At 65.7% G+C, this 24,957-nt stretch carries 19 protein-coding genes and 1 pseudogene; 11 read left to right on the top strand and 9 right to left on the bottom strand.

Annotation, left to right across the window (positions count from 1 at the left end; genetic code table 11):
* Positions 1–203 precede the first annotated feature (203 nt).
* From ACFVDO_RS19685 to dnaA, 8 genes are all read right to left on the bottom strand, one after another.
* The gene (locus ACFVDO_RS19685; RefSeq protein ID WP_378859665.1) at positions 204–608 is read right to left on the bottom strand and encodes a DUF3566 domain-containing protein; all 405 of its coding nucleotides are present in this window, start codon (positions 606–608) and stop codon (positions 204–206) included.
* The gene (gyrA, locus tag ACFVDO_RS19680) at positions 605–3,157 is read right to left on the bottom strand and encodes a DNA gyrase subunit A (RefSeq protein ID WP_378859666.1); all 2,553 of its coding nucleotides are present in this window, start codon (positions 3,155–3,157) and stop codon (positions 605–607) included. Before gyrA ends, ACFVDO_RS19685 begins: the two co-directional genes overlap by 4 nt.
* 47 nt (positions 3,158–3,204) lie before the next feature.
* Positions 3,205–5,271 (bottom strand): DNA topoisomerase (ATP-hydrolyzing) subunit B, encoded by a 2,067-nt coding sequence (gyrB, locus tag ACFVDO_RS19675; RefSeq protein WP_378859667.1) that lies wholly within the window; start codon positions 5,269–5,271, stop codon positions 3,205–3,207.
* 118 nt (positions 5,272–5,389) lie between these two features.
* A complete protein-coding gene (locus ACFVDO_RS19670; protein ID WP_378859668.1) occupies positions 5,390–5,893 on the bottom strand; it encodes a DUF721 domain-containing protein in 504 nt (167 codons plus the stop codon).
* Positions 5,886–7,097, bottom strand: a complete 1,212-nt coding sequence (recF, locus tag ACFVDO_RS19665) for a DNA replication/repair protein RecF (RefSeq protein WP_378859669.1) — start codon at positions 7,095–7,097, stop codon at positions 5,886–5,888. The genes ACFVDO_RS19670 and recF overlap by 8 nt, the downstream gene beginning before the upstream one ends.
* 396 nt (positions 7,098–7,493) lie before the next feature.
* Positions 7,494–7,946: a GNAT family N-acetyltransferase gene (locus tag ACFVDO_RS19660; RefSeq protein WP_378859670.1), complete on the bottom strand. Its 453-nt coding sequence runs from the start codon at positions 7,944–7,946 to the stop codon at positions 7,494–7,496.
* On the bottom strand, positions 7,943–9,085 hold the full coding sequence (dnaN, locus tag ACFVDO_RS19655; protein ID WP_378859671.1) for a DNA polymerase III subunit beta: 1,143 nt from the start codon (positions 9,083–9,085) through the stop codon (positions 7,943–7,945). Before dnaN ends, ACFVDO_RS19660 begins: the two co-directional genes overlap by 4 nt.
* 457 nt (positions 9,086–9,542) lie before the next feature.
* Entirely contained in the window at positions 9,543–10,931 is a 1,389-nt protein-coding gene (dnaA, locus tag ACFVDO_RS19650) for a chromosomal replication initiator protein DnaA (protein WP_378859672.1), read from the bottom strand.
* 335 nt (positions 10,932–11,266) lie between these two features.
* On the opposite strand from dnaA, the gene rpmH reads away from it, so the two are divergent.
* The 6 genes from rpmH (at position 11,267) to rsmG (ending at position 14,405) form a co-directional block, all read left to right on the top strand.
* Positions 11,267–11,404, top strand: coding sequence for a 50S ribosomal protein L34 (gene rpmH / locus ACFVDO_RS19645; protein WP_116241601.1), 138 nt, complete (start codon positions 11,267–11,269; stop codon positions 11,402–11,404).
* A 22-nt stretch (positions 11,405–11,426) separates the two neighbouring features.
* Positions 11,427–11,771 carry a ribonuclease P protein component gene (gene rnpA / locus ACFVDO_RS19640; RefSeq protein WP_378859673.1) on the top strand — a complete coding sequence of 115 codons (345 nt, stop codon included), beginning with the start codon at positions 11,427–11,429 and terminating at the stop codon, positions 11,769–11,771.
* Complete coding sequence (gene yidD / locus ACFVDO_RS19635; RefSeq protein ID WP_378859674.1) at positions 11,768–12,133, top strand: membrane protein insertion efficiency factor YidD; 366 nt, start codon at positions 11,768–11,770, stop codon at positions 12,131–12,133. The genes rnpA and yidD overlap by 4 nt, the downstream gene beginning before the upstream one ends.
* Positions 12,123–13,205, top strand: coding sequence for a membrane protein insertase YidC (yidC, locus tag ACFVDO_RS19630; RefSeq protein ID WP_378859675.1), 1,083 nt, complete (start codon positions 12,123–12,125; stop codon positions 13,203–13,205). The genes yidD and yidC overlap by 11 nt, the downstream gene beginning before the upstream one ends.
* Positions 13,202–13,693, top strand: a complete 492-nt coding sequence (locus ACFVDO_RS19625) for a protein jag (RefSeq protein WP_378859676.1) — start codon at positions 13,202–13,204, stop codon at positions 13,691–13,693. The genes yidC and ACFVDO_RS19625 overlap by 4 nt, the downstream gene beginning before the upstream one ends.
* Before the next feature lie 73 nt (positions 13,694–13,766).
* A complete protein-coding gene (rsmG, locus tag ACFVDO_RS19620) occupies positions 13,767–14,405 on the top strand; it encodes a 16S rRNA (guanine(527)-N(7))-methyltransferase RsmG (RefSeq protein ID WP_378859677.1) in 639 nt (212 codons plus the stop codon).
* A gap of 2,707 nt (positions 14,406–17,112) precedes the next feature.
* Here rsmG and ACFVDO_RS19615 read toward each other — a convergent pair.
* Positions 17,113–17,346, bottom strand: a complete 234-nt coding sequence (locus ACFVDO_RS19615) for a hypothetical protein (RefSeq protein ID WP_378859678.1) — start codon at positions 17,344–17,346, stop codon at positions 17,113–17,115.
* Between the two features lie 1,728 nt (positions 17,347–19,074).
* Between ACFVDO_RS19615 and ACFVDO_RS19610 the strand changes: the two are divergent.
* From ACFVDO_RS19610 to ACFVDO_RS19590, 5 genes and pseudogenes are all read left to right on the top strand, one after another.
* Positions 19,075–20,075, top strand: a pseudogene (locus ACFVDO_RS19610) (IS481 family transposase).
* Between the two features lie 905 nt (positions 20,076–20,980).
* Complete coding sequence (locus ACFVDO_RS19605; protein WP_378859679.1) at positions 20,981–21,634, top strand: HAD family hydrolase; 654 nt, start codon at positions 20,981–20,983, stop codon at positions 21,632–21,634.
* 97 nt (positions 21,635–21,731) lie between these two features.
* Positions 21,732–22,643, top strand: a complete 912-nt coding sequence (locus ACFVDO_RS19600; RefSeq protein ID WP_378859680.1) for a ParA family protein — start codon at positions 21,732–21,734, stop codon at positions 22,641–22,643.
* Positions 22,643–23,659, top strand: coding sequence for a ParB/RepB/Spo0J family partition protein (locus ACFVDO_RS19595; protein WP_378859681.1), 1,017 nt, complete (start codon positions 22,643–22,645; stop codon positions 23,657–23,659). The genes ACFVDO_RS19600 and ACFVDO_RS19595 overlap by 1 nt, the downstream gene beginning before the upstream one ends.
* Before the next feature lie 51 nt (positions 23,660–23,710).
* Positions 23,711–24,778: a ParB-like protein gene (locus tag ACFVDO_RS19590; RefSeq protein WP_378859682.1), complete on the top strand. Its 1,068-nt coding sequence runs from the start codon at positions 23,711–23,713 to the stop codon at positions 24,776–24,778.
* The last annotated feature ends 179 nt before the right edge of the window (positions 24,779–24,957 follow it).

Genomic DNA, 24,957 nt, shown 5'->3' with positions numbered 1-24,957 from the left:
GGCTGGAGCGGGCTTGCCCGCTCCAGCCAGCGGAGGGTCCCTCTCTGCGAGCGCAGGGAACCTCCTCGCCCGCGACCCACCCCACTCTGCGAGTGCAGGGAACACCTCGCCCCGCGACCCCGCAGGGAACCTCCCCGCCTGCACCCCGGAACAGCAGAAAGGGGCGGATGCCGCAGCATCCGCCCCTTCCAGAACAACCAGAGTCAGTTCGACATGAACCCGACGAGCAGCCCGCCGGTCACCTTCACCGCCACGTTGTAGATCCCCGCCACGACCGCACCCAGCACCGTGAACACGATGAGGTTCAGGATCGAGACGACGGCGGCGAACGCCATGACCTGCGGCAGGCCGATCAGCTCGGACAGGTTGACCTGTCCGTCGGTGAAGCCGTCCAGGAAGCTGCCGACCTGCGTGATGACGCCGGTGGACTGCAGCACCAGGAAGATCAGGAAGAACGACACCATCGTGACGACCGCAAGCGCGACGGCTCCGAGGAACGAGAGCTTCACGGCCGACCAGAAGTCGATGTAGACCAAGCGCAGCCGGACCTGCTTGCCGCCGGTCTTACGGGTGGACTTCTTCGCGAGCTTGTCGGCTACGGTGCTCATGCGTCTTGGCTCTCTTCGGGGGTCGGGGTCTCAGGGGCCTCGGGGTCGGTGTCCGCCTCATCCTCTTCTGCCAGTCCGCGCTCTGTGTTGCGGGCGATGGCGAGGATCCGATCGTCGTCGGTGGTGCGGGCGAACAGGACACCCATGGTGTCGCGGCCCTTGGCGGGCACCTCGGCCACGGCAGAGCGTACCACCTTGCCGCTGGACAGAACCACCAAGACCTCGTCGTCCTCGGAGACGATCAGACCGCCTGCCAGAACGCCTCGATCGTCGTTCAGCTTGGCCACCTTGATGCCGGTTCCGCCGCGCCCCTGGACCCGGTATTCCTCGATCTTGGTGCGCTTCGCGTAGCCGCCGTCGGTGACGGTGAACACGTAGGAGTCCTCGTCGACGACGGATGCCGAGAGCAGTCCGTCCTCTTCCTTGAACTTCATGCCGCGGACGCCCTCGGTGGCGCGTCCCATCGGGCGCAGCGCGTCATCGGTGGCGTTGAAGCGCACCGACATGCCCTTGCGGCTGATCAGCAGGATGTCGTCGGTGCTGTCCACGAGCATCGCACTGACCAGCTCATCGCCCTCGCGCAGGCGGATCGCGATGACACCGCCCTGACGGTTGGTGTCGTAGTCGGTGAGTCGGGTCTTCTTCACCGTGCCGCCGACGGTCGCGAGCGCCAGGTACTCCTTGGCCTCGTAGTCGCGGATGTCGAGGATCTGCGCGATGTTCTCGTCGGGCTGCAGCGCGAGCAGGTTGGCGACGTGCTGTCCCTTCGCGTCGCGGCCGGCCTCGGGGATCTCGTAGGTCTTGGTGCGGTAGACCCGGCCCTTGTCGGTGAAGAACAGCAGCCAGTGGTGGGTCGTGGTGACGAAGAAGTGCTCGACCACGTCATCCGCGCGCAGCTGTGCGCCCTTCACGCCCTTGCCACCGCGGTGCTGCGAGCGGTAGTTGTCGCTGCGGGTGCGCTTGACGTAGCCCTCACGCGTGACGGTGACCACCATCTCCTCTTCGGGGATGAGGTCCTCCATCGACATGTCGCCGTCGAAGCCGTGCAGGATGTGGGTGCGACGCTCATCTCCGAAGCGGTCGACGATCTCGGTGAGCTCGTCGTGGATGATGCCGCGCTGGCGGGCAGGGGTCGCGAGGATGTCCTTGAAGTCGGCGATCTTCAGTTCGAGCGCGGCGGCCTCGTCGATGACCTTCTGGCGCTCCATCGCGGCAAGACGACGCAGCTGCATCGTCAGGATGGCGTCGGCCTGGTCCCAGTCGATCTCGAGCAGCTTCTGCAGACCTTCGTTGGCCTCTTCAGCAGTGGGGGAGCGGCGGATCAGGGCGATGACTTCGTCCAGCGCATCCAGTGCCTTGAGGTATCCCTCCAGGATGTGCATCCGGATCTCGGCCTTGCGCAGCCGGAACTGCGTCCGCCGCACGATCACGTCGATCTGGTGCTCGATCCAGTTCGTGATGAACCCGTCGAGCGCCAGCGTGCGCGGCACGCCGTCGACGATCGCCAGCATGTTGGCGCCGAAGTTCTCCTGCAGCTGGGTGTGCTTGTACAGGTTGTTCAGCACGACCTTCGCGACGGCGTCGCGCTTGAGCACGACGACCAGGCGCTGACCGGTGCGGTCAGAGGACTCGTCACGGATGTCGGCGATGCCGGAGATCTTGCCGTCGCGAGCCAGGTCGCCGATCTTCACCGCGAGGTTGTCGGGGTTGACCTGGTACGGCAGCTCGGTGATCACCAGGCAGTTGCGGCCCTGGATCTCCTCGACCTCGACCACCGCGCGCATCGTGATGGAGCCGCGACCGGTGCGGTACGCCTCCTGGATGCCCTTGGTGCCGAGCACCTGTGCGCCGGTCGGGAAGTCCGGGCCGGGAACGCGCCGGATGAGGCCCTCGAGCAGCTCCTCGCGGGGCAGCTCGGTGTTCTCCAGTGCCCAGAGGGCCGCTTCGGACACCTCGCGCAGGTTGTGCGGCGGGATGTTGGTGGCCATGCCGACCGCGATGCCGACCGAGCCGTTGACCAGCAGGTTCGGGAACCGCGCCGGCAGGACGTCGGGCTCCTGGGTCTGACCGTCGTAGTTCGGCGAGAAGTCGACGGTCTCCTCTTCGATGTCGCGCACCATCTCGAGCGCGAGCGGAGCCATCTTGGTCTCGGTGTATCGCGGGGCCGCGGCGCCCATGTTGCCGGGGGAGCCGAAGTTGCCCTGGCCGAGTGCGAGCGGGTAGCGCAGCGCCCACGGCTGCACCAGGCGCACGAGGGTGTCGTAGATCGCGGTGTCGCCGTGCGGGTGGTACTGACCCATCACCTCGCCGACGACGCGGGCGCACTTCGAGAACGACTTGTCGGGGCGGTAGCCGCCGTCGTACATGCCGTAGATCACGCGGCGGTGCACGGGCTTGAGCCCGTCGCGCACGTCGGGCAGCGCGCGCCCGACGATGACCGCCATCGCGTAGTCGAGGTACGACTTCTGCATCTCGCTCTGCAGGTCGACCTGCTCGATCCGGCCATGGTTGTGCTGGTCGGCCGGGTCGGGACGTTCTTCGTCAGTCATGTTTTTCTTTCAGATTCCGGTCGTCGTGCGAAACGAAGAGGGAGGCGTCAGATGTCGAGGAAGCGGACGTCCTTGGCGTTTCGCTGGATGAAGGTGCGTCGGGACTCGACGTCCTCACCCATCAGCACGCTGAAGATCTCGTCGGCCGCCGCCGCGTCGTCGATGGTGACCTGCTTCAGCGTGCGCGTGGTGTGATCCATCGTGGTCTCCCACAGCTCCTTCGGGTTCATCTCACCGAGACCCTTGTAGCGCTGGATGCCCGCATCCTTCGGGAGACGCTTGCCGTTCTCGCTGCCGTACTTCAGCAGGGCGTCGCGCTCCTCGTCGGTGTACACGTACTCGTGCGGCGAGTTGGTCCACTTCAGGCGGTACAGCGGCGGCATCGCGAGGTAGACGAATCCGGCCTCGATGAGCCCGCGCATGTAGCGGAACAGCAGCGTCAGCAGCAGCGTCGCGATGTGCTGGCCGTCGACGTCGGCATCCGCCATCAGGACGATCTTGTGATAGCGGGCCTTCTCGATGTCGAAGTCCTCGCCGATGCCCGTGCCGAAGGCCTGGATCATCGCCTGGACCTCTTTGTTGCCCAGTGCCTTGTCGATGCGTGCGCGCTCGACGTTCAGGATCTTGCCGCGCAGCGCCAGGATCGCCTGGGTGTGCGGGTCGCGGCCCTGCACGGCGGAGCCGCCGGCCGAATCGCCCTCCACCAGGAAGATCTCGCTGATCGACGGATCCTTGCTGGTGCAGTCCTTGAGCTTGTCGGGCATCGCAGCCGACTCGAAGACGCTCTTGCGACGCGCGGTCTCGCGCGCCTTGCGGGCCGCCATGCGTGCGGTCGCGGCGTCGATCGCCTTGCGCACGACGTTCTTGGCCTGCACCGGGTTGCGCTCGAACCAGTCGCCGAGCTGGTCGTTCACGATCTTCTGCACGAACGCCTTGACCTCGGTGTTGCCGAGCTTGGTCTTGGTCTGGCCCTCGAACTGCGGCTCGGAGAGCTTGACCGAGATCACCGCGGTCAGCCCCTCGCGCACGTCGTCGCCGGAGAGGTTGTCGTCCTTCTCCTTGAGCAGGTTGTTCGCCCTGGCGTACTTGTTGACCAGGGTGGTCAGCGCCGCGCGGAAGCCCTCCTCGTGCGTGCCGCCCTCGTGCGTGTTGATCACGTTGGCATAGGTGAACACGTTCTCGGTGTACGAGGTGGTCCACTGCATCGCGATCTCGACCGACATCTTGCGCACGGTGTCCTCGGACGCGAAGTCGATGACCTCGTCGTTGACGACGTCGGCGTGACGCACCTTGTTCAGGTACTCGACGTAGTCGACCAGGCCGCGCTCGTAGTGGAAGTCGTCGCTGCGCTGCTTCGTGACAGTGACGCCGTCGACCTCGATCTCGTCGGCCGCGGAGGGACGCTCGTCGAACAGCCGGATGCGCAGGCCCTTGTTCAGGAACGCCATCTGCTGGAAGCGGGTGCGCAGGGTGTCGTAGTCGAATTCGACGGTCTCCTGGAAGATCGAGGCATCCGGCCAGAACGTGATCGTCGTTCCGGTCTCGGTGGTCTCCTCGCCCTTCTCGAGCCCCTGCTGGGGGACGCCGCCGTCGGCGAACAGGTGCCGCCAGACGTGCCCCTTCTGCTTGACCTCGACCTCGAACCGCGTGGACAGCGCGTTCACCACCGACGAGCCGACGCCGTGCAGACCGCCGGAGACGGCGTAGGCCCCGCCGCCGAACTTCCCGCCGGCGTGCAGGATGGTCAGCACCACCTCGACGGTGGACTTGGTCGGGTCGGAGGAGTGCGGGTCGACCGGGATGCCGCGGCCGTTGTCGACCACGCGCACGCCGCCGTCGGCGAGCAGCGTCACGGTGATGGTGTCGGCGTAGCCGGCCATCGCCTCGTCGACGGAGTTGTCGACGATCTCCTGCACCAGGTGGTGCAGACCGCGCGGGCCGGTCGAGCCGATGTACATGCCGGGGCGCTTGCGCACGGCCTCGAGTCCTTCGAGGATCTGGATCGAGTCAGCACCGTACTCGCCGGGCACCTGTCCGGCCGCAGCGGATCCACCGTCTGGCGTCCCTGAGGTGGTCGAAGGGTCGTTCGCGTCTTCAGGGAGTTCAGGCGTCATCAGAGGGCAATCTCCAGATCGATATCTCGAACTCCCATTCTAGCGGTTTTCCACGGCCGAATGGCGCTCAGAGGCCGTGTGTGGCGTTCTGAGCGCGTCGAGGTCGTCTCACGGTGACCTACCCGTAGGTGTCCCGTGGGCCCCGCCCAGGGACAGTGCGCGGTCCCCACTTCCAGCTCGGAACGTCCGGTCCGATGAACCGGACATCGATGACGCCGGCATCCGGATAACGGTTGCCGATCTCGGTCATGATCACCGCGCGCATGTACTGCAGGTTCTTCGCCCAGGCCGTGGAATCGCACTTCACGGTGAGCATGCCGTGCTGCAGCGAAACCGGCTCGGAATGCCTGGCGGTCTCGCCGCCGACCAGCTCGGCCCACTGCCGGACGAGGTCCTCGGCGGCGAGAGTCTTCTCCCACCCGGAGTCGCGACTGAGCCTGTCCAGCACCGCACCGAGCGAGCCGGGATCGCGACCCGGTGTGAACGGCGCGTTGTCATCGTCTTCACGGATGCGCTTCTTGCGCTTCCAGTTCTTCGAACTCGGCTTGAGGCCGCGCAGCCGCAGGTAGGTGGCGACGGTCTCGGGCGTCTCGGGGATATCGGGGATCTCGGGCTCAGTCATCGCTCTCGGCTCCTGAGCTCGACGCCGGATCCCGATCGTCGGTGATCGTGCCGGCCTCGATCCGCACCACGTGCCGGTGCAGCACCTCGGGAATGTCGGACTCGACGGCCGCCGTCACGACGACCTGCTCGTAGCCCGACGTGATCGCGGCCAGACGCCGGCGCCGGTCGGCATCCAGCTCGGCGAACACGTCATCCAGGATCAGAACCGGATCGCCGGCCGGCGACTCGGCACGTAGCAGCTCAGCCGATGCGAGCCGCAGCGCGAGCGCGACCGACCACGACTCCCCGTGCGACGCGTATCCCTTCACCGGAAGGTCGTTGATGCGCAGGATCAGGTCGTCGCGATGCGGCCCAACCAGCGTGATCCCTCGCTCAAGCTCACTGGCGCGCTTCGCCTGGAGCGCGGCGCGGAACAGCTCCGCTATCTCGCCGCGCTGATCGGTGACGTCCTTCGTCTCACTCCGCTCGCTCAGGACCCGGGTGGGATCCTCCTCGGGATCGCCACCGCGCACCGAGAGTGCCCAGTCCAGCTGGGGCCGGTGATCAGCGCCCGCGATCGTCGCGTACGCCTCGGCCAGCGGATGCTGCAGATCGGTTGCCAGACGGATGCGGGCATCGATGATCTCCGACCCCAGCGCGACGAGCTTGTCGTCCCAGACCTCGAGCGTGCTCAGCCCCTCGCCGCGCACGCCGCGGGCGCGTGCCGACTTCAGCAGCGCCGTGCGCTGCCGCAGCACCCGGTCGTAGTCGGCCAGCACCCCCGCCATCCGCGGAGTGCGCTGGATGAGCAGCTGATCGGCGAACCTCCGACGTGAGGACGGATCTCCCCGAACGATCTGAAGGTCTTCCGGAGCGAACAGCACGACATGCGCGTAGCGCGGAAGCTCGTTCGTCTTCGACGGCGATCCGTTGATGCGCGCCTTGTTCGAGCCCTGTCTGTTCAGCTGCACCTCGACGAGCACCTTGCGCTGCGCATGGCCCAGGCGGGCACGGATGACGGCGAACTCCTGCCCGTCGCGCACCATCGGAGCGTCGGAGGAGACCCGGTGCGAACCGAGAGTCGCGAGGAACACGATGGCCTCCGCGAGATTCGTCTTGCCCTGACCATTGCGGCCGACGAGGACGTTGGGGCCGCTGTGCAGCGTGAGGTCCGCGGTCGCATAATTGCGGAAGTCGACCAGGTTCAGGTGCTCCACAATCACTGGGACAGCCTATCTGGGGGTGGGGACAACCGGGTCCTGAGCTTCCGGGTCCTGAGCGAGCGAAGCGAGACGAAGGGCGGGGTTTGTGGTCCAGGGTGCGGGCGGGGAGGTTCCCTTCACTCGCAGAGCGGGTTCCTTCCCGCTTCGCGGGCCCCTCCCGATGCTCGTTCCGGGAACCTCCCCGCCCGCTCATGCTTCTGGAGAAGCGGAATGCTCTGGGTGGGGGGGAGGTATGGGGGGTGGAGCCGCTGGGTGGTGACACCCTCCGGGTCCTGAGCTGCCGGGTCCTGAGCGAGGAGCGCAGCGACGAGACGAAGGGCGGGTCACCCCTCGGGTGTTGAGCGGAGCGACGAAGGGGCGGAGACGAAACGGTCTCGGATCCGCGGACGCTTCGCGTCAGAGCTGCTTCGCGAAGAAGACCTTGTCCTCGGAGCGGTGCGTCTCGGACAGGCCGGATTTCTGGAGGACGCGGATCGACGCGAGGTTGTCGAGGTCGGTGTCGGCGATCGCCTGGGTGGCGCCGTGTGTCGCAGCGATGCGGAGGCCCTCCGCCACGGCACCCGTCGCGAGGCCGCGGCCGCGCGCAGCGGCGATCAGGCCGTAACCGAACTCCACGGTGCCGGACTCGTCCGGCGGGCCGAAGAACCCGAAACCTCCGACAGCCTGACCCGCGTCATCGCGGATCGCGTAGAGCGTGAACACCGGGTCCCCAGCATCCTGCGCCGCCAACATGCGCAGCGGCACGAGCTCGTCCTCGAACGGATACTCCGGATGCCAGTCGTCGCCGACCTGCTCGTCGCGAGCGACGATGCGGGCGGCGAGCTCCGGGGTCAGCGGATCGAGCGTCACCGGAGCAGCAGGTTCGGCTGCAGCAGGTACTTGAACGAGTCCAGACCGGCCTGGTCGACCGAGGTCTGACTGGTCACCAGCACGGGGCTGAGCTTGTTCGCGTTGTCGGACGATGTGAACGTCACGCGCACGAACTCGCTCTTCACGGCGCCGAGCGCCTCGAGCAGGTACTGCGGGTTCAGGCCGAGGGTGACCTCTTCGCCGCCGTTGAGGTGCGCGTCGACCGACTCGGATGCTCGGGCCTGCTCGCTGCCCGACGCATCCATGGTCACCGACGATGCCGAGAACGTGAAGCGCAGTGGGGCGGAGCGGTCGAGCACCAGAGCCACGCGTCGCACGGCCTCGATGAGGTCAGCGGTGTTGATCACGGCGTAGTGATCGGTCTGCTCGGGGAAGAGCCTGCGGACGGGCGGGAAATTGCCCTTGATCAGGAGAGAGGTCACCGTCTTGTTGCCGGCGGTGAACGCGATGATCTCGCGATCGCCCGCTCCCGAGAACGCGATCTCGATGGTGCCGGCGTGGCCGAATGTCTTTCCGACCTCGGTCAGAGTGCGAGCGGGGACCAGTGCGGTCTGCTCTGCGCCCTCGCCGTCCCAGGGCACGTCGCGGAGCGAGACCCGGTAGCGGTCGGTGGCGACCAGGCTGAGGTTCGTGCCAGACACCTCGAGCTGCACACCGGTGAGCACGGGGGTCACGTCGTCACGCGAGGCGGCGAAGCCGACCTGCGAGATCGCAGTGCCGAAGTCTTCGGCCGGAACGACACCGGTGGATCCGGAGACTTCGGGGATGGAGGGATATTCCTCGACAGGCATGGCTGCGAGGGTGAAACGCGCGGAACCGCACGTGACGGCGATGCCGCCGTCCTCTTCGACAGCGATCTCGATCGGCGCGTTTGGCAGCCGGCTGGCGATGTCGGAGAGCAGTCGCCCGTGCACCAGGATCGTGCCCGGCTCGTCGACGGTCGCCTCGATCGTCGTCCGCGCGGATGCCTCGTAGTCGAACGCCGACAGGGTCAGACCCTGGTCGCCCGCCTCGATGAGCACACCGGCCAGGATCGGCTGCGGGTTGCGCTGCGGCAGCAGTTTGACGACGAAGGACACTGCTTCGCTGAACACATCGCGGTTGACCTGAAACTTCACGGCCGCTCCTTGTCGTTTCCGAACCCGACAGTTGCGTCAGGCGATCCCATGCTAGTCGCAAGCAGCAAGGGGACCACCACTCCCGCCGGGCCCGAGTTTCCACACCTTCGTGGTCATGGGAGTCCCTGAATCATCCAGAGATCTCTTAACGATGTTAACAACTGTGGATTCTGTGGATAAGTCGGTGGAAAGCTGACGAGAGTAGGAAACTACAGCGATGTCACTTGTGGAAACCCTGGGGAATCCGCGGGAATCGAGGGTCCGACTCACACGGATGTAGTTCGAAGTTATCCACAGCATGCCGGCTCGGGCATCGGATAATCCCGATCTCAGACGACTTTCTCCACAAGTTATCCACATGTGGGAAATCGCGTAGTCAACAGCACGACGAAGGCCGACGTCAACCCGGCCATTCGGGGGACATCGGCCTTCTCGAAGCGGCGCGAACGCCGGCGCGTCAGCGCCGGCCGAGCTGCGTGGTGATCTCCGTCACCTGGTTGTAGATCGAGCGACGCTCCTTCATGAGCTCACTGATCTTCTTGACCGCGTACATGACCGTGGTGTGGTCGCGGTTGCCGAACAGCTGGCCGATCTTCGGCAGGGAGAGGTTGGTGCGCTCCCGGCACAGATACATCGCGATCTGCCGGGCGGTGGCGATCTGCTGCGACCGGCTCGAGCCGTAGAGGTCGTCGACGGTGAGTTTGAAGTACTGCGCGGTGCCCGTGATGATGTCGGTCGGCGAGATGATGTTGTCCTCGGCCTGGTCGACGATGTCGCGCAGCACCGTCTGCGCGAGCGCGATGTCGAGGGTCGAGCGGTTCAGGCTCGCGAACGCCGAGACGCGGATGAGTGCGCCCTCGAGCTCGCGGATGTTCGACGACACCACAGTGGCGATGTACTCCAGCACCTCGTCGGGGATGTGCATCGCGTCGCTCTGCGCCTTCTTGCGCAGGATCGCGATGCGGGTCTCGAGGTCGGGCGCCTGCACGTCGGTGATCAGACCCCACTCGAAGCGGCTCCGCATCCGGTCCTCGAACCCGGTGAGGTGCTTCGGTGCCACATCGCTCGTGATCACGACCTGCTTGTTGTGGTCGTGCAGTGTGTTGAAGGTGTGGAAGAACGCCTCCTGCGTCTCGGCGCGTCCCTGCAGGAACTGGATGTCGTCGATGAGAAGGATGTCGACCTCGCGGTAGCGCGCCTGGAAGGCGGCGCCGCGGTTGTTGGCGATCGAGTTGATGAAGTCGTTCGTGAACTCCTCGCTCGACACGTACCTCACTTTGACACCCGCATAGAGGGACTGCGCGTAGTCGCCGATCGCATGCAGGAGGTGCGTCTTGCCGAGGCCGGAGTCGCCGTAGATGAACAGCGGGTTGTATGCCTTCGCCGGCGCCTCGGCCACGGCGACCGCCGCGGCGTGCGCGAATCGGTTGGACTGACCGATGACGAAGTTGTCGAAGGTGTACTTCGGATTCAGGCGGGACTCGTGCCTTGTGGGGATCGGCTGCTCACGCGGGGACTCGGGCCGGCTCGCGTCGTGTCCGTAATCGGGGATCTCGACCGGAGCGGTCGGCTGGTCGGCGAGTTCGTGGTTGACGACCACCCGGTACGAGGTGACCTCGTCGCCGATGGCGCCGAGCGCCTCCATGATCGGGATGCGCAGTCGCTTGTTGATCTGGGCGGCGGTGAGATCGTTCGGGACATCCAGGTAGAGGGTGCCGCTCATGACGCCGGCGGGCACCGCGAGACTGAGGAATCCGTGCAGCTGAGGAGTGACACGATCGTCCTCCAGAAGGCGGTCCAGCAGCTCCGACCAGATCGGGACGTCGGATGTTGCTGCAGTGGACATGGGGCTCCGGCCGTTCGCTGAGGGTCGCCGAACTCGGATTCCCCCTGTGGATAACTTCGGATGCCACGGTAGTCATCCATGCTGTGAACGGCAAGCTGTGCACGGAAACACGCGGGTGTGTCGGAGATCGACGAGGTGGGAAAGGTTGTGGATAATGGCTGTGCGCTACGACGAGGAAGAGCTGCTCGCGACCGGATGCCGGCGGGAGCGGTGTTCCGTCGTGATTTGCTCTGCGCGTCGGCAGGTCGTACCCTTAATCGGTTGACTTATGCCCTAGAGGCAGTACCCCCGTCTCCGGTCTTTTTCCCCGGTGACAACGATCCCGGAGTGATTCCATGAGCAAGCGCACTTTCCAGCCCAACAACCGTCGTCGCGCCAAGAAGCACGGCTTCCGCGCTCGTATGCGCACCCGCGCCGGCCGCGCCATCCTTTCGGCACGCCGCTCGAAGGGCCGCGTCGAGCTCTCGGCGTAACCCCTTCTCTCTCGACGGCCTAGTGCTCGCCCGCTCCAATCGCCTGACCGACGGCGCCGACTACCGACAGGTGGTCCGACGCGGACAGCGATGCGGCGGACCGCGACTGATCGTCTCGCTGCTTCCCCGCAGCGATGAGCGGGCACCCCGTTTCGGGTTCATCGTCAGCAAGCAGGTAGGGACCGCAGTGGTTCGCAATACCGTCCGTCGTCGCCTCAAGGCGATCTGCGCGGACCTGCTGAGCGCGATTCCTGAGGGCACGGATGTCGTCATCCGTGCCCTCCCTGCATCTGCCACCGCCGAATTCGGCGACCTTCGCGCCGATGTCGACCGGTGCTTCCGCCGGCTCAGCCCGGTGACGCGATGAGCGCCCTGCCTCAGTACGCCTACGGGAATGCGACGCTGCACCCGAAGGATGTGCTGCGCAGCATCCCCGCCATCCCGCGCAATCTGGTACTCGCCTTCCTCACCGCCTATCGTGCGGTGATCTCCCCGCTCTATGGGGACGTGTGCAGGTACTACCCCTCCTGTTCCGCTTACGCTGTAGGAGCCGTGCAGCAGCACGGCGCCGTGAAGGGGAGCCTGCTCTCCGGATGGCGCATCCTGCGGTGCAACCCCTGGAGCGAAGGCGGCGTCGACGATGTCAAGCCGCACGCTCATTTCCGATACGACCTGACTCCGCATGGATTCGTCGTACCCGCTCGAAAGGACATGAACAGTGGGTCCTGACCTTCTGCTCGCAGCCAGCACGCCCCCGGCGAATTCCGGTGGGGGCTTCGACCTGCTCGGCACCATCATGTGGCCCTTCAAGTGGCTTGTCGAGGCGATCCTCGTCGGATGGCACTGGCTGTTCACCGCATTCGGCATGGATGCGGCATCCGGTCTGACCTGGGTTCTGTCCATCATCGGCCTGGTGATCGTGATCCGACTGGCGGTCTTCCCGCTGTTCGTGAAGCAGATCAAGAGCCAGCGCAAGATGATGGAAATCGCTCCTGAGATGAAGAAGATCCAGGAGAAGTACAAGGGCAAGCGCGACCAGCTGTCCCGCGAGGCGATGAGCCGCGAGACCATGGCCCTGTACAAGAAGCACGGCACGACGCCGATGTCCTCGTGCCTGCCGCTGCTGGTGCAGATGCCGTTCCTGCTCGGCATGTTCTACACGCTGAGTGACGTCGCGAGGCACGCGACCGCGAACCCGCCCGTCGGCGGCGTGGGCCTGCTGAATGCCCAGCTCACGATGCAGTTCTACGATGCGACGCTGTTCGGTGTCGCGCCGCTGCACGTCAGCCTCAAGGACGCGGTCACCATGAAGCCCGAGGGCTGGCAGGTCACCGTCACGATCCTGGTGATCCTGGTGGTCCTGATGATCGGATCGCAGTTCTTCACGCAGCTTCAGCTGATCTCGAAGAACCTGTCGCCCGAGGCCAAGACCGGCCAGGCGTACCAGATGCAGAAGATCATGCTCTACATCCTGCCGCTGGGCTTCATCTTCTCGGGTGTGTTCTTCCCGCTCGGTGTAGTCATCTACTGGTTCATCTCGAACCTCTGGACCATGGGCCAGCAGTTCCTCGTCATCCGTGAGATGCCGACTCCAGGATCGGATGCCGCGAAGGCGCGCGAGGAGCGTCTGGCGCGCAAGGGCAAGGCGATCAACTCGCAGGGCAAGGTCGTGCCGATGTCAGCGTACGAGGCCGAGCAGCAGAAGATGCTCGAGGATGCCGAGCGCCTGAAGGCCCAGCAGCCCAAGCGTGAGCAGCCGATGAGCAAGAAGCGTGCCAAGAAGAAGGGCGGCAACTCGTGAGCGACGATCTGAATCACCACACCGAGACCACCGTGGAGCAGCTCGAGCACGAAGGCGACATCGCCGCGGACTTCATCGAGGAACTGCTGGACATCGCAGACATCGACGGGGACCTGACTCTGGATGTCCGACAGGGCCGTGCCTACGTGTCGGTGGAGGCGGACGGGAACGGCCTGTCCCTGATCTCGGCGCCCGACACCGTACAGGCGCTGCAGGAGCTCACCCGCCTGGCTGTGCAGAGCAAGACCGGCGCGTTCTCCCGGATGATCCTCGACATCGGCGGATCGCGTGACACGCGCCGACGGCAGCTCGAGTCGCTGGTGGATGCTGCGGTCGCGAAGCTCGACGAGGGCGCGTCGCAGGCGTCGCTCCCGTCGATGTCGAGCTACGAGCGCAAGCTGGTGCACGACATCGTCGCCGATCGTGGTCTCATCTCCGAGTCGTACGGTGATGGCAACGACCGTCACACGGTGATCCGCCGGGGCTGACCGGCACTCGGCCGGCACCGGTCTATGAGTGAGCGTTCCTTTTCCGGTCATCGAGCGAGCGAAGCGAGACGAAATGCCACCCACTTCTGATGCAGAGCTCGAGGCCGAGCCGACCGTTGCTGCCGACCTGTTCGGTGATCGTCTCGACCTGGCTCGCCAGTTCACGGAAAACCTGGCTGATCAGGGAGAACTTCGCGGCCTGATCGGTCCGTTGGAGCTTCCGCGGCTGTGGACCCGGCACGTGCTGAACAGCGCGATCGCCGCGCCGCTGTTCTCCGGATCGGTGGCGGACATCGGATCGGGCGCGGGCCTGCCCGGCATCGTCCTGGCCATCGCACGCCCGGATGTGCAGTGGACCCTGATCGAGCCGATGGAGCGCAGAACCGACTGGCTCAGCGAACAGGTGGACGCACTGGGACTCGACAACGTGACCGTGATGCGGGCCCGTGGCGAGGACGTCGGCATCGAGTTCGACATGGTCACGGCCCGAGCTGTCAGCGCGCTGCGCACGTTGGTGCCGGTCGTCGCCCCGTTGGTCCGTGACGGAGGAGAGATCGCTCTGCTCAAAGGTCAGGGTGCACCGGCCGAGATCGAGGCCGCGCAGAAGGCGCTGCGCAAGTACAAGGTGACCGACGTGCGCGTCGAGGTGCTCGGCGAGGGCGTGCTGACCGAGACGACGCGTGTCGTACGAGGAGTCGTCCGGGGTTCCTGACTGCTCGCCTGCAGTCGCCTGACCTTCAATTGCTCCGCGCCGATCACGCGCGGGCATCGCTGCCTTCGATTCACGTTTCGCGTAACCGCCGGCCTCGCTGGCTGCCACGACGGAGCAGTTCCACGTGCTCGTCGATGAGGCGGGAGAGATCTTCGGGCGGGTGAATCCGATGGGGGTCACGGAGAGGTCTGCGGAGATCGGCTATCGGAGCGCCCCAGGGTTCGCCGGACAGGGGTTGGCCACATTCGCATGACCGAGGGCGCGACTTCCGGGCCGGTGGTACGGAAGCTGGGCGTCTGGGTGACGGCTGACGACTCGCAGCGTGCGTGTACTCGGGCGCAGCGGATCCTCGTGGTCGATGAAGTCGTGCTCATGGGGTGGGGTGGTCGGCAACGTCCTATCTGTCCAAGATCCGTTGAGGATCATCCGTTGTGGGTGGTTAGCCGGACGCCATGCGACGGCCACTCCTGATCATGGGTTGATCCCTGGCGGTGGCGGGTCCGCGGGAATGCTCTGTCGGTATGGGTGCACGCGACCATACGCGCGCGAGAAGTGTCGTTGCAGGGCTGAGTTTCGTGCGCATTCGGACGGTCGACGGTGCGGCAGTGGCGGCCGGTGGGTACCAGGGAGTTACGCGCGAGCGCACCGTTGACACGACTGTTTCACGTGAAACGGGGCGCAGTGTTCTTGTTCAGGACGGATGCGGCGATCTTCACCCGGACGGCCTCGAAATCTGGGGGACGTCCGTTTGGGGTGCGCCCTGCGCTCTGCGTTGAAGTCGGCGGACTGTGGACCTCGCTTGGGCAGTGGCGCGACGGGATGCGCGTGGCGTTGCGCTCCGCGGTACGGGATGTTGACATGAAGCGGCGGGGCGCTGTGTTCTTGCTCAGGACGGATGCGGTGATCTTTACCCGGATGGCGTCGAAATGTGGGAGACGTCCGTCTGGGGTCCGCCCTGCGCTCTGCGTGAAGTCGGCGAACTGTGGACCTCGTTTGGGTAGTGAGGGGACCGCATCAGCGTGGCGTTGCGCTCCGCGGTACGGGATCTTGACATGAAGCGGCGGGGCGCAGTGTTCTCGCTCAGGACGGATGCGGTGATGTTCACCCGGGGGCGTCGAAATGTGCGGGACGTCCGTCTGGGGTGAGCCCTGCGCTCTGCGTTGAAGTCGGCGAACTGGGGACCTCGTTTGGGTGGTGAGGGGACCGCATGTGTTCTTGCTCAGGACGAATGCGGCGATCTTTACCCGAATGGCCTCGAGATGTGGGGACGCAGGACCTAGGTGCGCCCTGCGCTGACGTCGGAACACGGTGGAGCTTCGCTCGGGTGTTGCGGTGAGTGCACCCGTGTGGCCTCGCGCTCCGCGGGGAGGGGGCGGCACGACATGTTTCACGTGAAACGGCGGGCTTGTGCATGACCGTCTTCTGCGTCCTCATGGGCCGCAGATAGTGTCCGCACTCGTGCGCCGTCCGGTGAGATCGCGGCGCAGGTCACGAGGATGAACGTACGGCATGCGAGCACAACTGCAGGTTCCGCTGCCGCCCAGGGCGGGAGGCTCACTGGGGTCGTGGCGTGTCGGGTTGTCAGCCGGTTGGGTGTCGTGGTCGCCGACCGCACGCATTTCCGACGGGGGCGCCATACTGCTGGACATATCAACTGATCGGGGCATGCGCATGGCCTGCGTGACTTTGCCCATGGATGCGGATCATGGCGGAGATGGTCGGAAGATCCCGCTGACGACCTGAGAGCGACTCGGCAGAGCGCTTTCGTGCATAAAGTCGTCCTCAGTCATGATCGAGGTGTAGGGCTGCGCAACGGGGGGATGGGGGGTGCCTGCGCGCGGAGCATGTGGTGGTTTCACGTGAAACGGGCCCGTTCAGGCGAGGTTGTCCGCAGCCCGCTTCTGGCATTCACGAGGACGCCGGGGTTGGAGGCCGACACGTATTGGGGCGTCGCTTCACGTCAGGCCTCGTCTCGCGATCTGCAGAGGAGTGTTGCGGTTGCGGAGGTGCGGTCAGTCAGACGCGCACCGAGGAGTATTGCGCCGCGACGGGCGCACGTGCGGACAGGGGCGGCGGAGGGGCTAATTAGAGCGGGCACCAGTCTGCGGGGGCTGTCCGTGTGGTGAGCACGGCATGGAGTGGGCGGACCGTGCCGAGGTGATGGGGGCATGCCACGATCGGTGCGGTGGGGCTCCGCGGCAGGAGACAGCCGATGGTCGTTGATCAGTGAGGGGTCTCAGGAATCAATATCCGGATGTTGTTCGCGGGGTTGTTGTGCCGGCAGACATGGAGTCACCGGGTGGCCCGGGTGCATGGGGCGAAGAGTGCTTTCGGTTCTTGGGTTCTTGATGTTTCACGTGAAACATCGGCCGGCTCTCGTCGCGTCGCTTCTGCGGAGCCGTGGTGCGGGCAACCGGCGTCCAACGCCCCGCGGACCTTGTGCGACGTGCTTTCCCGTCGGAGCTCGACAGCTCCAGTGAGACAGGCGCCACGTGATTCAAGGGATGTCTGACAATCGGTACTGGAGGTCGTGATCGTCAACAGCTCTCATGTACCAGGGGTCTAGTGACGCTCACTCGCATGAGGGTTGCGGGCGCTTTCGAGGGGACGCCACCATCACGCAGTCCACATGAAGCCAGGCAGTGCGCGATGCGCGCCCATGGGCCACATCATCCGGGAGAGGTGGGAGAGCGGCGACGTGCGTCTCTCATGTCGGCGAGACCGACAGAGGTTGGCTCCACGCTTCTGCGTCCCTACCCCTTGTGCGCTCGATCGCGTCCTGCAGGGGGGCGAAGGCGGCATCCCGACCGGTGATGCGCGGTGCGAAGCCGATGATCGGCTCGTCGCCGTCGATGCCCATGGCGCGGATCTTTCGCACACCTGCCTGCGCGTCGGTCGATGCGGACTCGGCGCTCCACACGCTGCCGGCCAGGCGCAGCACGGCGAGCTCGGCCGGGCCGAACGCGATGTCGCCGGGCCCGCGCCGCGGTGGCTGACATGTCCCGTACCGATCAGCAGCATGACCCGGTCCATGCAGACGACGCCCTCATCGATGCGTCCGGTCTGCATGAGAGCCCGGCCCTCGCCCATCACGGCGAGCACCTCCACGTCGGGATCGACGCCGGCGGCGCTCCGGCCGGTTCGGCTCCCCGAAGTTCCATGTTTCACGTGAAACATGGAGTGAGGTCATGTCTGGCGGTTGGAAGTGGTGGCTGACTTCCGCGCGGAAACTACCCAGTGCTGACCTGTCGCCGAGTCACGATACACCGCGGCACGACCGACCGTGCAAGGAGGCAGGTCCACGAGCGGTGTTCTGCTTGCTCTCCGCGGCGCGGTGGTCGGCACGCAGCGGCTGGGCACAGTGGTCTGGGTAAGAGGGTCGACGGTGGGGAGCAGCACCGGTGCCTGCTGCGTTTCACGTGAAACAGCACGGCATGTTGGTCGGTGCCACCCCGGCCAGGGACTTGTGTTCGTGATGCCCACGCGGTTGTGCGCGCGGAGTTCGTTCGACGTGCGCGTCTCGAGATCGGTGCATCCTGCAGCGCGGAAAGCGGCATCTGGGGGAGTGCCGATGCCGCACTGGGGGACTTGCCTGGTCTCGGTTCGCGGCGAACCAGTGCATGAAGTTGTACTTCGCGTGAAACAGCACGGTATGTTGGCCGGTACCACCCTGGCCAGGGACTTGTGTTCGTGATGCCCACGCGGTTGTGTGCGCGGCATCGTCGGAGGTGCGCGTCTTGAGATCGGTGGAGCCGAGCATCCGGCAGCGGCAAGAGTGGCATCAGGGGAGTGCCGATGCCGCACGGGGTGACTTGCCTGATCTCGGTTCAGGGTGAGCCCGTGCATGGAGTTGTGCTTCGCGTGAAACAGGCAGATCGCGCCCGGGTCCTGATGCGTCTTCGGGCCGCCTGCCTTAGAGGTGAAAGATACGTGGCCCGGCAATCGAACTTCCCGCTCTGCGCCGGCGGATGTGCACGCTCCTGCACTGTGCGAAAGCCGCAGCTGGGCCGAGCGTTCACACTCGCATCGGCATTGGCGCGAACTGACGGATGTGACCGCGCCGAACCAGCGACCGACGGTATCGGATACTGCCGCTTCTTCGATGCTTTCCGTGGGGTAGGGATCGCAAAAGTTCGTGCGTCGGAGCGTCTCGCACTCAGCGCAGGGGACCGGGTTGTCCCTGCCGGGCTCCGGCACGTCGGGCGCAGTGAGTTCCTGCCCGAGAGTGGATCCCACCATTCGGGACCGCGGACTCGACGCGGCGGTGGGACGAGACTGGCCGCGGTGTTTCACGTGAAACATCGCGGCGATTCAGTGGCGGTGTGCCCGGGTGGGTCAGCCCGCAAAAGAGCTTCGGCTTCGGCGCCGGACCGTTGAACGCGCGAGGCTACCCGCGGGCTGCGAGTCTCTCGTCGCTGAGGGGGCATGAGAGCAGCACTCGTGCAGAGCAGAGCGACAGACACGACAGATGCGGATCAGGGGCGGCAGTAAGGTCTCGCAGTGCGCTTCGCGGGGTGCTGCCCGAAACGCGCGGGTGACTATGGCTGCTCCGTTGCGATGCGCGGTGTCTAGGTGTGGTTCCCCGGAAGGTTGTGAACGCGTGGCATAGGGAAAGACCTCCGGTCAGGATGTGGGTTACCACACTCGCATCTCTAAACCGGAGGTCTCCATGTCCCACGCTAATGCTCCGTTGACTCCCGATGGGCGCCGGCGTCTTGCCCTGTTGACAACTCATGACGGGTGGTCTGTGCGGCGGGCCGCGGAGCGGTTTCAATGTTCTCCCGCGACGGCTGCGAAATGGGCGGGTCGGCATCGTGCTGGTCTGCCGTTGACGGATCGTTCTTCACGTCCTCACGCGTGCCCGACGCGGCTGCCGCGTCGCAGCGAGCGGCGGGTGGTCGCGTTGCGGTTCACTCGCCGATGGGAACCGCACCGGATCACGTACCATCTGGGCCTGCGCCGTTCCACCGTGGGGCGGGTGCTTGCCCGCTACCGGATGTCGTTGTTGACCTGTGTGGATCAGGCGACGGGGCTGCCAGTGCGCCGACCCACACCTGTCCGATACGAGGTAGACCGCCCCGGTCAGTTGGTGCAGGTGGACATCAAGAAGCAGGGCCGCATCCCAGATGGCGGCGGATGGCGCGTGAACGGACGTGGGTCACCGCAAGACCGCAGAGCCGGCGTCGTCCATGACCACGCCGCCCGTGCGGGAGCGACCGGTTCTCGCGGCTGCCGGTACCTGCATCACGCAGTCGACGACTACTCCAGAGTCGCGTACTCGGAGATCCTCGACGACGAATGCAAGGAGACCGCCGCCGCGTTCCGGAACCGGGCGAACGCGTTCTTCGCCAGCCTCGGCGTGATCGTCACCGCCGTGATGACGGACAACGGCGCCTACTACGGTCACACGCATTCGTCGACGCGCTGGGCAAAACAATCACACACAAGTGGACTCGCCCCTACCGGCCGCAAACCAACGGACAGGTCGAGAGATTCAACCGGACCCTGGCGATCGAATGGGCCTACGCCCAGCCCTACGCCAGCGAGGACGAGCGAAGCAACGCATACGACCACTGGCTCCACCACTACAACCACCACCACCCGCACATAGGGGCCAACGACCAAACACCCTCACAACGCGTTCACAACCTCACAGGGAAATACATCTAGGCCGATCGTGGGCGCACTGAATGGCACGGGAGGATGGGGATAGGGTGGCCAACCCCAGAGCGGACATCCGGTCGCTGGTACGCGACCGGACAGTGGGGTGTGGCAGACATGTTTCACGTGAAACATCGCCATACACGCGCGTGGCATGCGGCACGACGACCGCAGGATGGCGACGACCGCAGGAGGAATAGGTGGGCCGGAGTAGGGGAGTGACGGCATTCGGCGACAAGTCAGGAATGAGCAGGGGACACGCCAAGCTGTCAGACCGGTCATGGTGGGCCGCCTCAGGTGGACTGGATGCGACGATAGCCGAGAGCGCCGGCGGAGGACTGGACGCGACATGGCCCTGACACTCGCGATCCGTCAGTCGGTCTCAGGGTGAGGTCAGCAGTGCCCGCCGAGAGCGAGGTCAGGCCGTGCGGACATCACGCCGTCGAGGTCGGCAGCATCTCGTCAACCGCCGCCACGTTTCACGTGAAACATGACGGTGCGAGGACGACCGCACGTGCGACTCCTACGGGGCCCGCGACGCCGTGTGTCCGCGACCTGGGGAGAATGACCGGACCATGACGGACGAGGCGGTGCGCTGGAGCACGCGGCGAGCTCGCCTCAACGGGTGACCAGAGACCCTACGAGCAACGCAGGGTCACGGGGCGGATCTCAAAGAGAGGCGTAGCTGCCCGTGTGTGTTTCACGTGAAGCGCAGATGGCTGACAATCGAGCACTGACGTCGCTGGCAGCCGATCGTGAAGGCAGAGCGGACTGGGGGCGGGAGCGGAGGCTGCGCCGCGCGGTGCCGCACCTGACCTCGAGCAGCACCCGCAGACGCCGCTACCCGTAACGCCACTCACGCCGACGGGTGACGGGCAGGAGAAGGGCACACGTGGCCCCATAGGCTTGGCGGCATGGGCTTCACAGCGGTGCTGTTCGACTGGCGTGGAACACTCGTGGCGACGCAGAGTACTCGCGAGTGGGTCACCGATGGTCTCCTACGTGCGGACCGGACCGCCGATATCGACGCGATCATCGCGCGCATCGATGAGGCAGATGGCCCGGAGCACCGTCTGGACACCCCAGGCATGGACGCGGATCGCGACCTGCATGAGCACATCTTCTTCGAGGTGATGGCCGACGCCGGTATCGATCCGGCTCTGGCGGCCGCGCTCTACGCATCTGAAAGCGATCCTGCGCGCAACCCATGGGCAGCAGATGCCGCGCCGACGATCACGGCACTGAAAGCGCGCGGTGTGCTCATCGGCGTTGTCAGCGACATTCACTTCGACATCCGTCAGGCCTTTGCGACGGTGGGGCTCCGCAACGAGATCGACGCGTTCGCTCTCTCATACGAGGTGGGCGCGCAGAAGCCCTCTGCAGAGATCTACCAGTACGCGTTGGAAAGCCTCGGCGTACCCGCATCCGAAGCCCTGATGGTCGGGGATCGCGCCCATCCGGACGGGGGAGCAGTGGAGCACGGCATGACAGTGCTGCTCGTGCCCCCGCTGCAGAGTCCCGAAGACCAGCGCCTAGGACGGATGTTCAACCTGCCAGATTCCGCATAATCATGCGGAATCCCGCCATTCAGGTGTGCCCGTCGTTCATCAGCCCAGGACCGTCGATTAGAGTGGAACACGGTCCCGGAAGGAGTCGATGTTTCACGTGAAACAGTCCGAAAAGGCATCGCCGAACGACGATTTCGGGATGGATACCCCCCTTGCTCGAGAACTTGCAGACCTCTCCTCCCGCAGGCGCGCACTTGAAGGCGTCACGGTCGAGTTCACCGGCCCCACCCGAATCTTCACGGTGTCGAATCAGAAGGGCGGCGTCGGCAAGACCACGACGACGGTGAACGTCGCATCCGCCCTCGCAACCCTGGGTGCGCAAGTCCTGGTGATCGATCTCGACCCGCAGGGCAACGCCTCCACAGCCCTCAGCGTCCCGCACTCCGCCGACGTGCTCAGCGTCTATGACGTGCTGATCAACGGAACGGCACTCGCCGATGTCGTGCAGGTGAGTTCAGAGCACCTGAACCTCCGCTGCGCGCCGAGCACCATCCACCTCGCCGGTGCCGAGATCGAGCTCGTCGCGCAGGTCGCCCGGGAGTTCCGTCTTCGACGCGCTCTCGAGCTCTACCTCAAGACGCATCCGACGGACATCGTCATCATCGACTGCCCGCCCTCGCTGGGTCTGCTGACGATCAACGCCTTCACGGCGGCATCCGAGGTGTTCATCCCGATCCAGGCCGAGTACTACGCGCTCGAGGGCCTGAGCCAGCTGCTCGGCAGCATCCAGATGATCCAGCAGCACCTCAACCCCGAGCTTCACCTCTCCACGATCCTGCTGACGATGTTCGACGGGCGCACCCGTCTCGCCCAGCAGGTCGCCGATGAGGTGCGCCACCACTTCCCGGATCAGGTGCTCGACACCGTGATCCCGCGTTCGGTCCGTGTGTCCGAGGCCCCGAGCTTCGGACAGTCCGTCATCGCTTACGATGGGACGTCGGCCGGGGCGATCGCCTATCAGGAGGCAGCTGTCGAGATCGCGTCACGGACGCAGGGTAAGGAGAACTGATGGCGAAGCGCACGGGTCTGGGTCGGGGTATCGGGGCACTCATCCCCACGACTGATCAGGCCGAGCGGCCGGTGGACGTGTTCTTCCCCGGCGGTTCCAAGACGACCGACGTCGTCGTCGAGATCCCGAAGCCGTCGGAGGAGACCAAGCCGGCAGGGCCCGTCGTCGAAACGTCGGCAGAGACGGATGCTCCGGAGCTGACCTCCGTCCCTGGCGTGCGCCTCATACAGGTGAACCCCCTCGACATCGTGCCGAACCCGCGCCAGCCGCGCACTCACTTCAACGAGGACGACCTCGCCGAGCTCGTGCACAGCGTCAAGGAGTTCGGGGTCCTGCAGCCGGTCGTCGTCCGGCGTAACACCGACGGCGAGTACGAGCTGATCATGGGGGAGCGGCGCACCCGTGCCGCTCGCGAGGCCGGTCTCGAGTCGATCCCCGCGATCCTGCGCGAGACCGCCGATGAGGACCTGCTGCGCGACGCCCTGCTCGAGAACTTGCACCGCTCGCAGCTGAACGCTCTCGAAGAGGCCTCGGCCTACCAGCAGCTGCTCGAGGACTTCGGCATTACTCAGGAGGAGCTGGCCACCCGCATCGGCCGCTCGCGTCCTCAGGTGAGCAACACCATCCGCCTGCTGAAGCTGCCTGTCCCCGTGCAGCAGCGTGTGGCCGCCGGCGTGCTCTCGGCCGGTCATGCCCGCGCGATCCTCTCGCTCGAGGATCCGGAGCGGATGCAGCGGCTCGCCGACAAGGTCGTCAACGAGGACCTCTCGGTGCGCGCAACCGAGCAGGCGGCCAAGACGATGCCCGAGGCTGCAGAGAAGTCGGTGAAGCCGCAGCCCGGAGCTCGGCGTGCGTACCTGGACGAGGTCGGCAGCAAGCTGGGAGATCGTCTGAACACTCGCGTCCACGTCACGCTCGGTGCTCGAAAGGGCCAGGTCAAGATCGATTTCGCGTCGATCCAGGATCTGAACCGCATCCTCGGTGAGCTCGGCGAGGAGGAGTACGGCGCGCGCTGACGTCAACCTGACGTTCACGGCCGGTTCACCGGCATCCGCCACGCTGTGCGCATGTCGATCACCACACGTCCCGCGGTCCGTCGTGCCACGACCGCTGCCCTCGCCCTCGCCGTCGCGGGTGGTTCGTTCTTCCTGACGCCGGCTGCGCAAGCCGCACCGAAGTGCCCGACGCCGGCGAACGGCACACGTGCCGCGAACATGTGCGCGCAGCCGGGCGACCTGCTCGACGTGCGCATCGGTGACGTGCTGCCCACGCAGCCGTCGCTCGGCTATGACGAGGTGTACTACAAGCTCGGGCGCTACACGCTCGGCAAGGACAAGATCAACAAGAAGTTCGACGACTGGTGCGAGGCCAACGGCCAGGGCGAAGCGGCCACGACCGAGAAGGATGCCAGCCTGCTCGACCCGAGCAGCTTCACCTGCGACATCCCGCTCGGGCAGGAGACCGCTGACAGCATCGCGCCGATGAAGACCGTGGTCATCGGGCCCGGTGGCAAGCTCTACCTCACCGACGGCCACCACACACTCACCTCGTTCTACGAGTTGGCCGACGGCGGCGCCGACCTGCACGTGCGCCTGCGGGTGCTCGGAAACCTGAGCGGCCTGGGCCAGCCGCAGTTCTGGGCGGCCATGCAGCGCAACGGATGGACCTACCTGAAGAACGCCGAAGGCGACGCGATCACGCCGAAGCAGCTGCCCACGTCGGTCGGACTGGACAACTTCGAGGATGACAGGCTGCGCAGCCTGCTCTACTTCGGCCGCGACATCGGATATACCGCCGGCTCCGTGCCCTTCCAGGAGTTCTACTGGGCGGACTGGGTGCGGACCTCGGGCGTCGTCGACCTGACGGCCTGGGACCGGGACGACAGCGCGAGCTACCTCGACGCGATCGAACAGCTGACGAAGGCGCAAGCGGCGCTGCCGAAGGATGCGGTGATCGCCGGCGGTCACACCGCAGGGGAGCTCGGGGCGCTGGACGAGTGGAACGACGGGAAGGCGGCGACGGGTGGCGAGTTCGCGAAGCTGTCGAAGCCGTATGAGGATGCGAAGCCGGGGAAGCTGGCGTACGCGCTGGAGTTCAAGCAGTTGCACGGGTTGGTGTCTTCCGTCGTGCGTTGAGTCAGTGCGGCGGGGCGCGGGCGGGAAGATTCCCTGCGCTCGTGGAGAGGGACGGGGTGCGGGGCGAGTCGCTCCCTGCACTCGCAGAGTGGGGTGGTTCGGGCCCGCGGGCGGGGAGGTTCCCTGCGCTCGCAGAGAGGGACCCTCCGCTGGCTGGAGCGGGCAAGCCCGCTCCAGCC

The sequence above is a fragment of the Microbacterium sp. NPDC057741 genome (assembly GCF_042798735.1).
In the GTDB taxonomy this organism is placed as follows: domain Bacteria; phylum Actinomycetota; class Actinomycetes; order Actinomycetales; family Microbacteriaceae; genus Microbacterium.
Note: the sequence above shows the minus strand (reverse complement) of the source record. Positions and strands in the feature narration are given on the sequence as shown.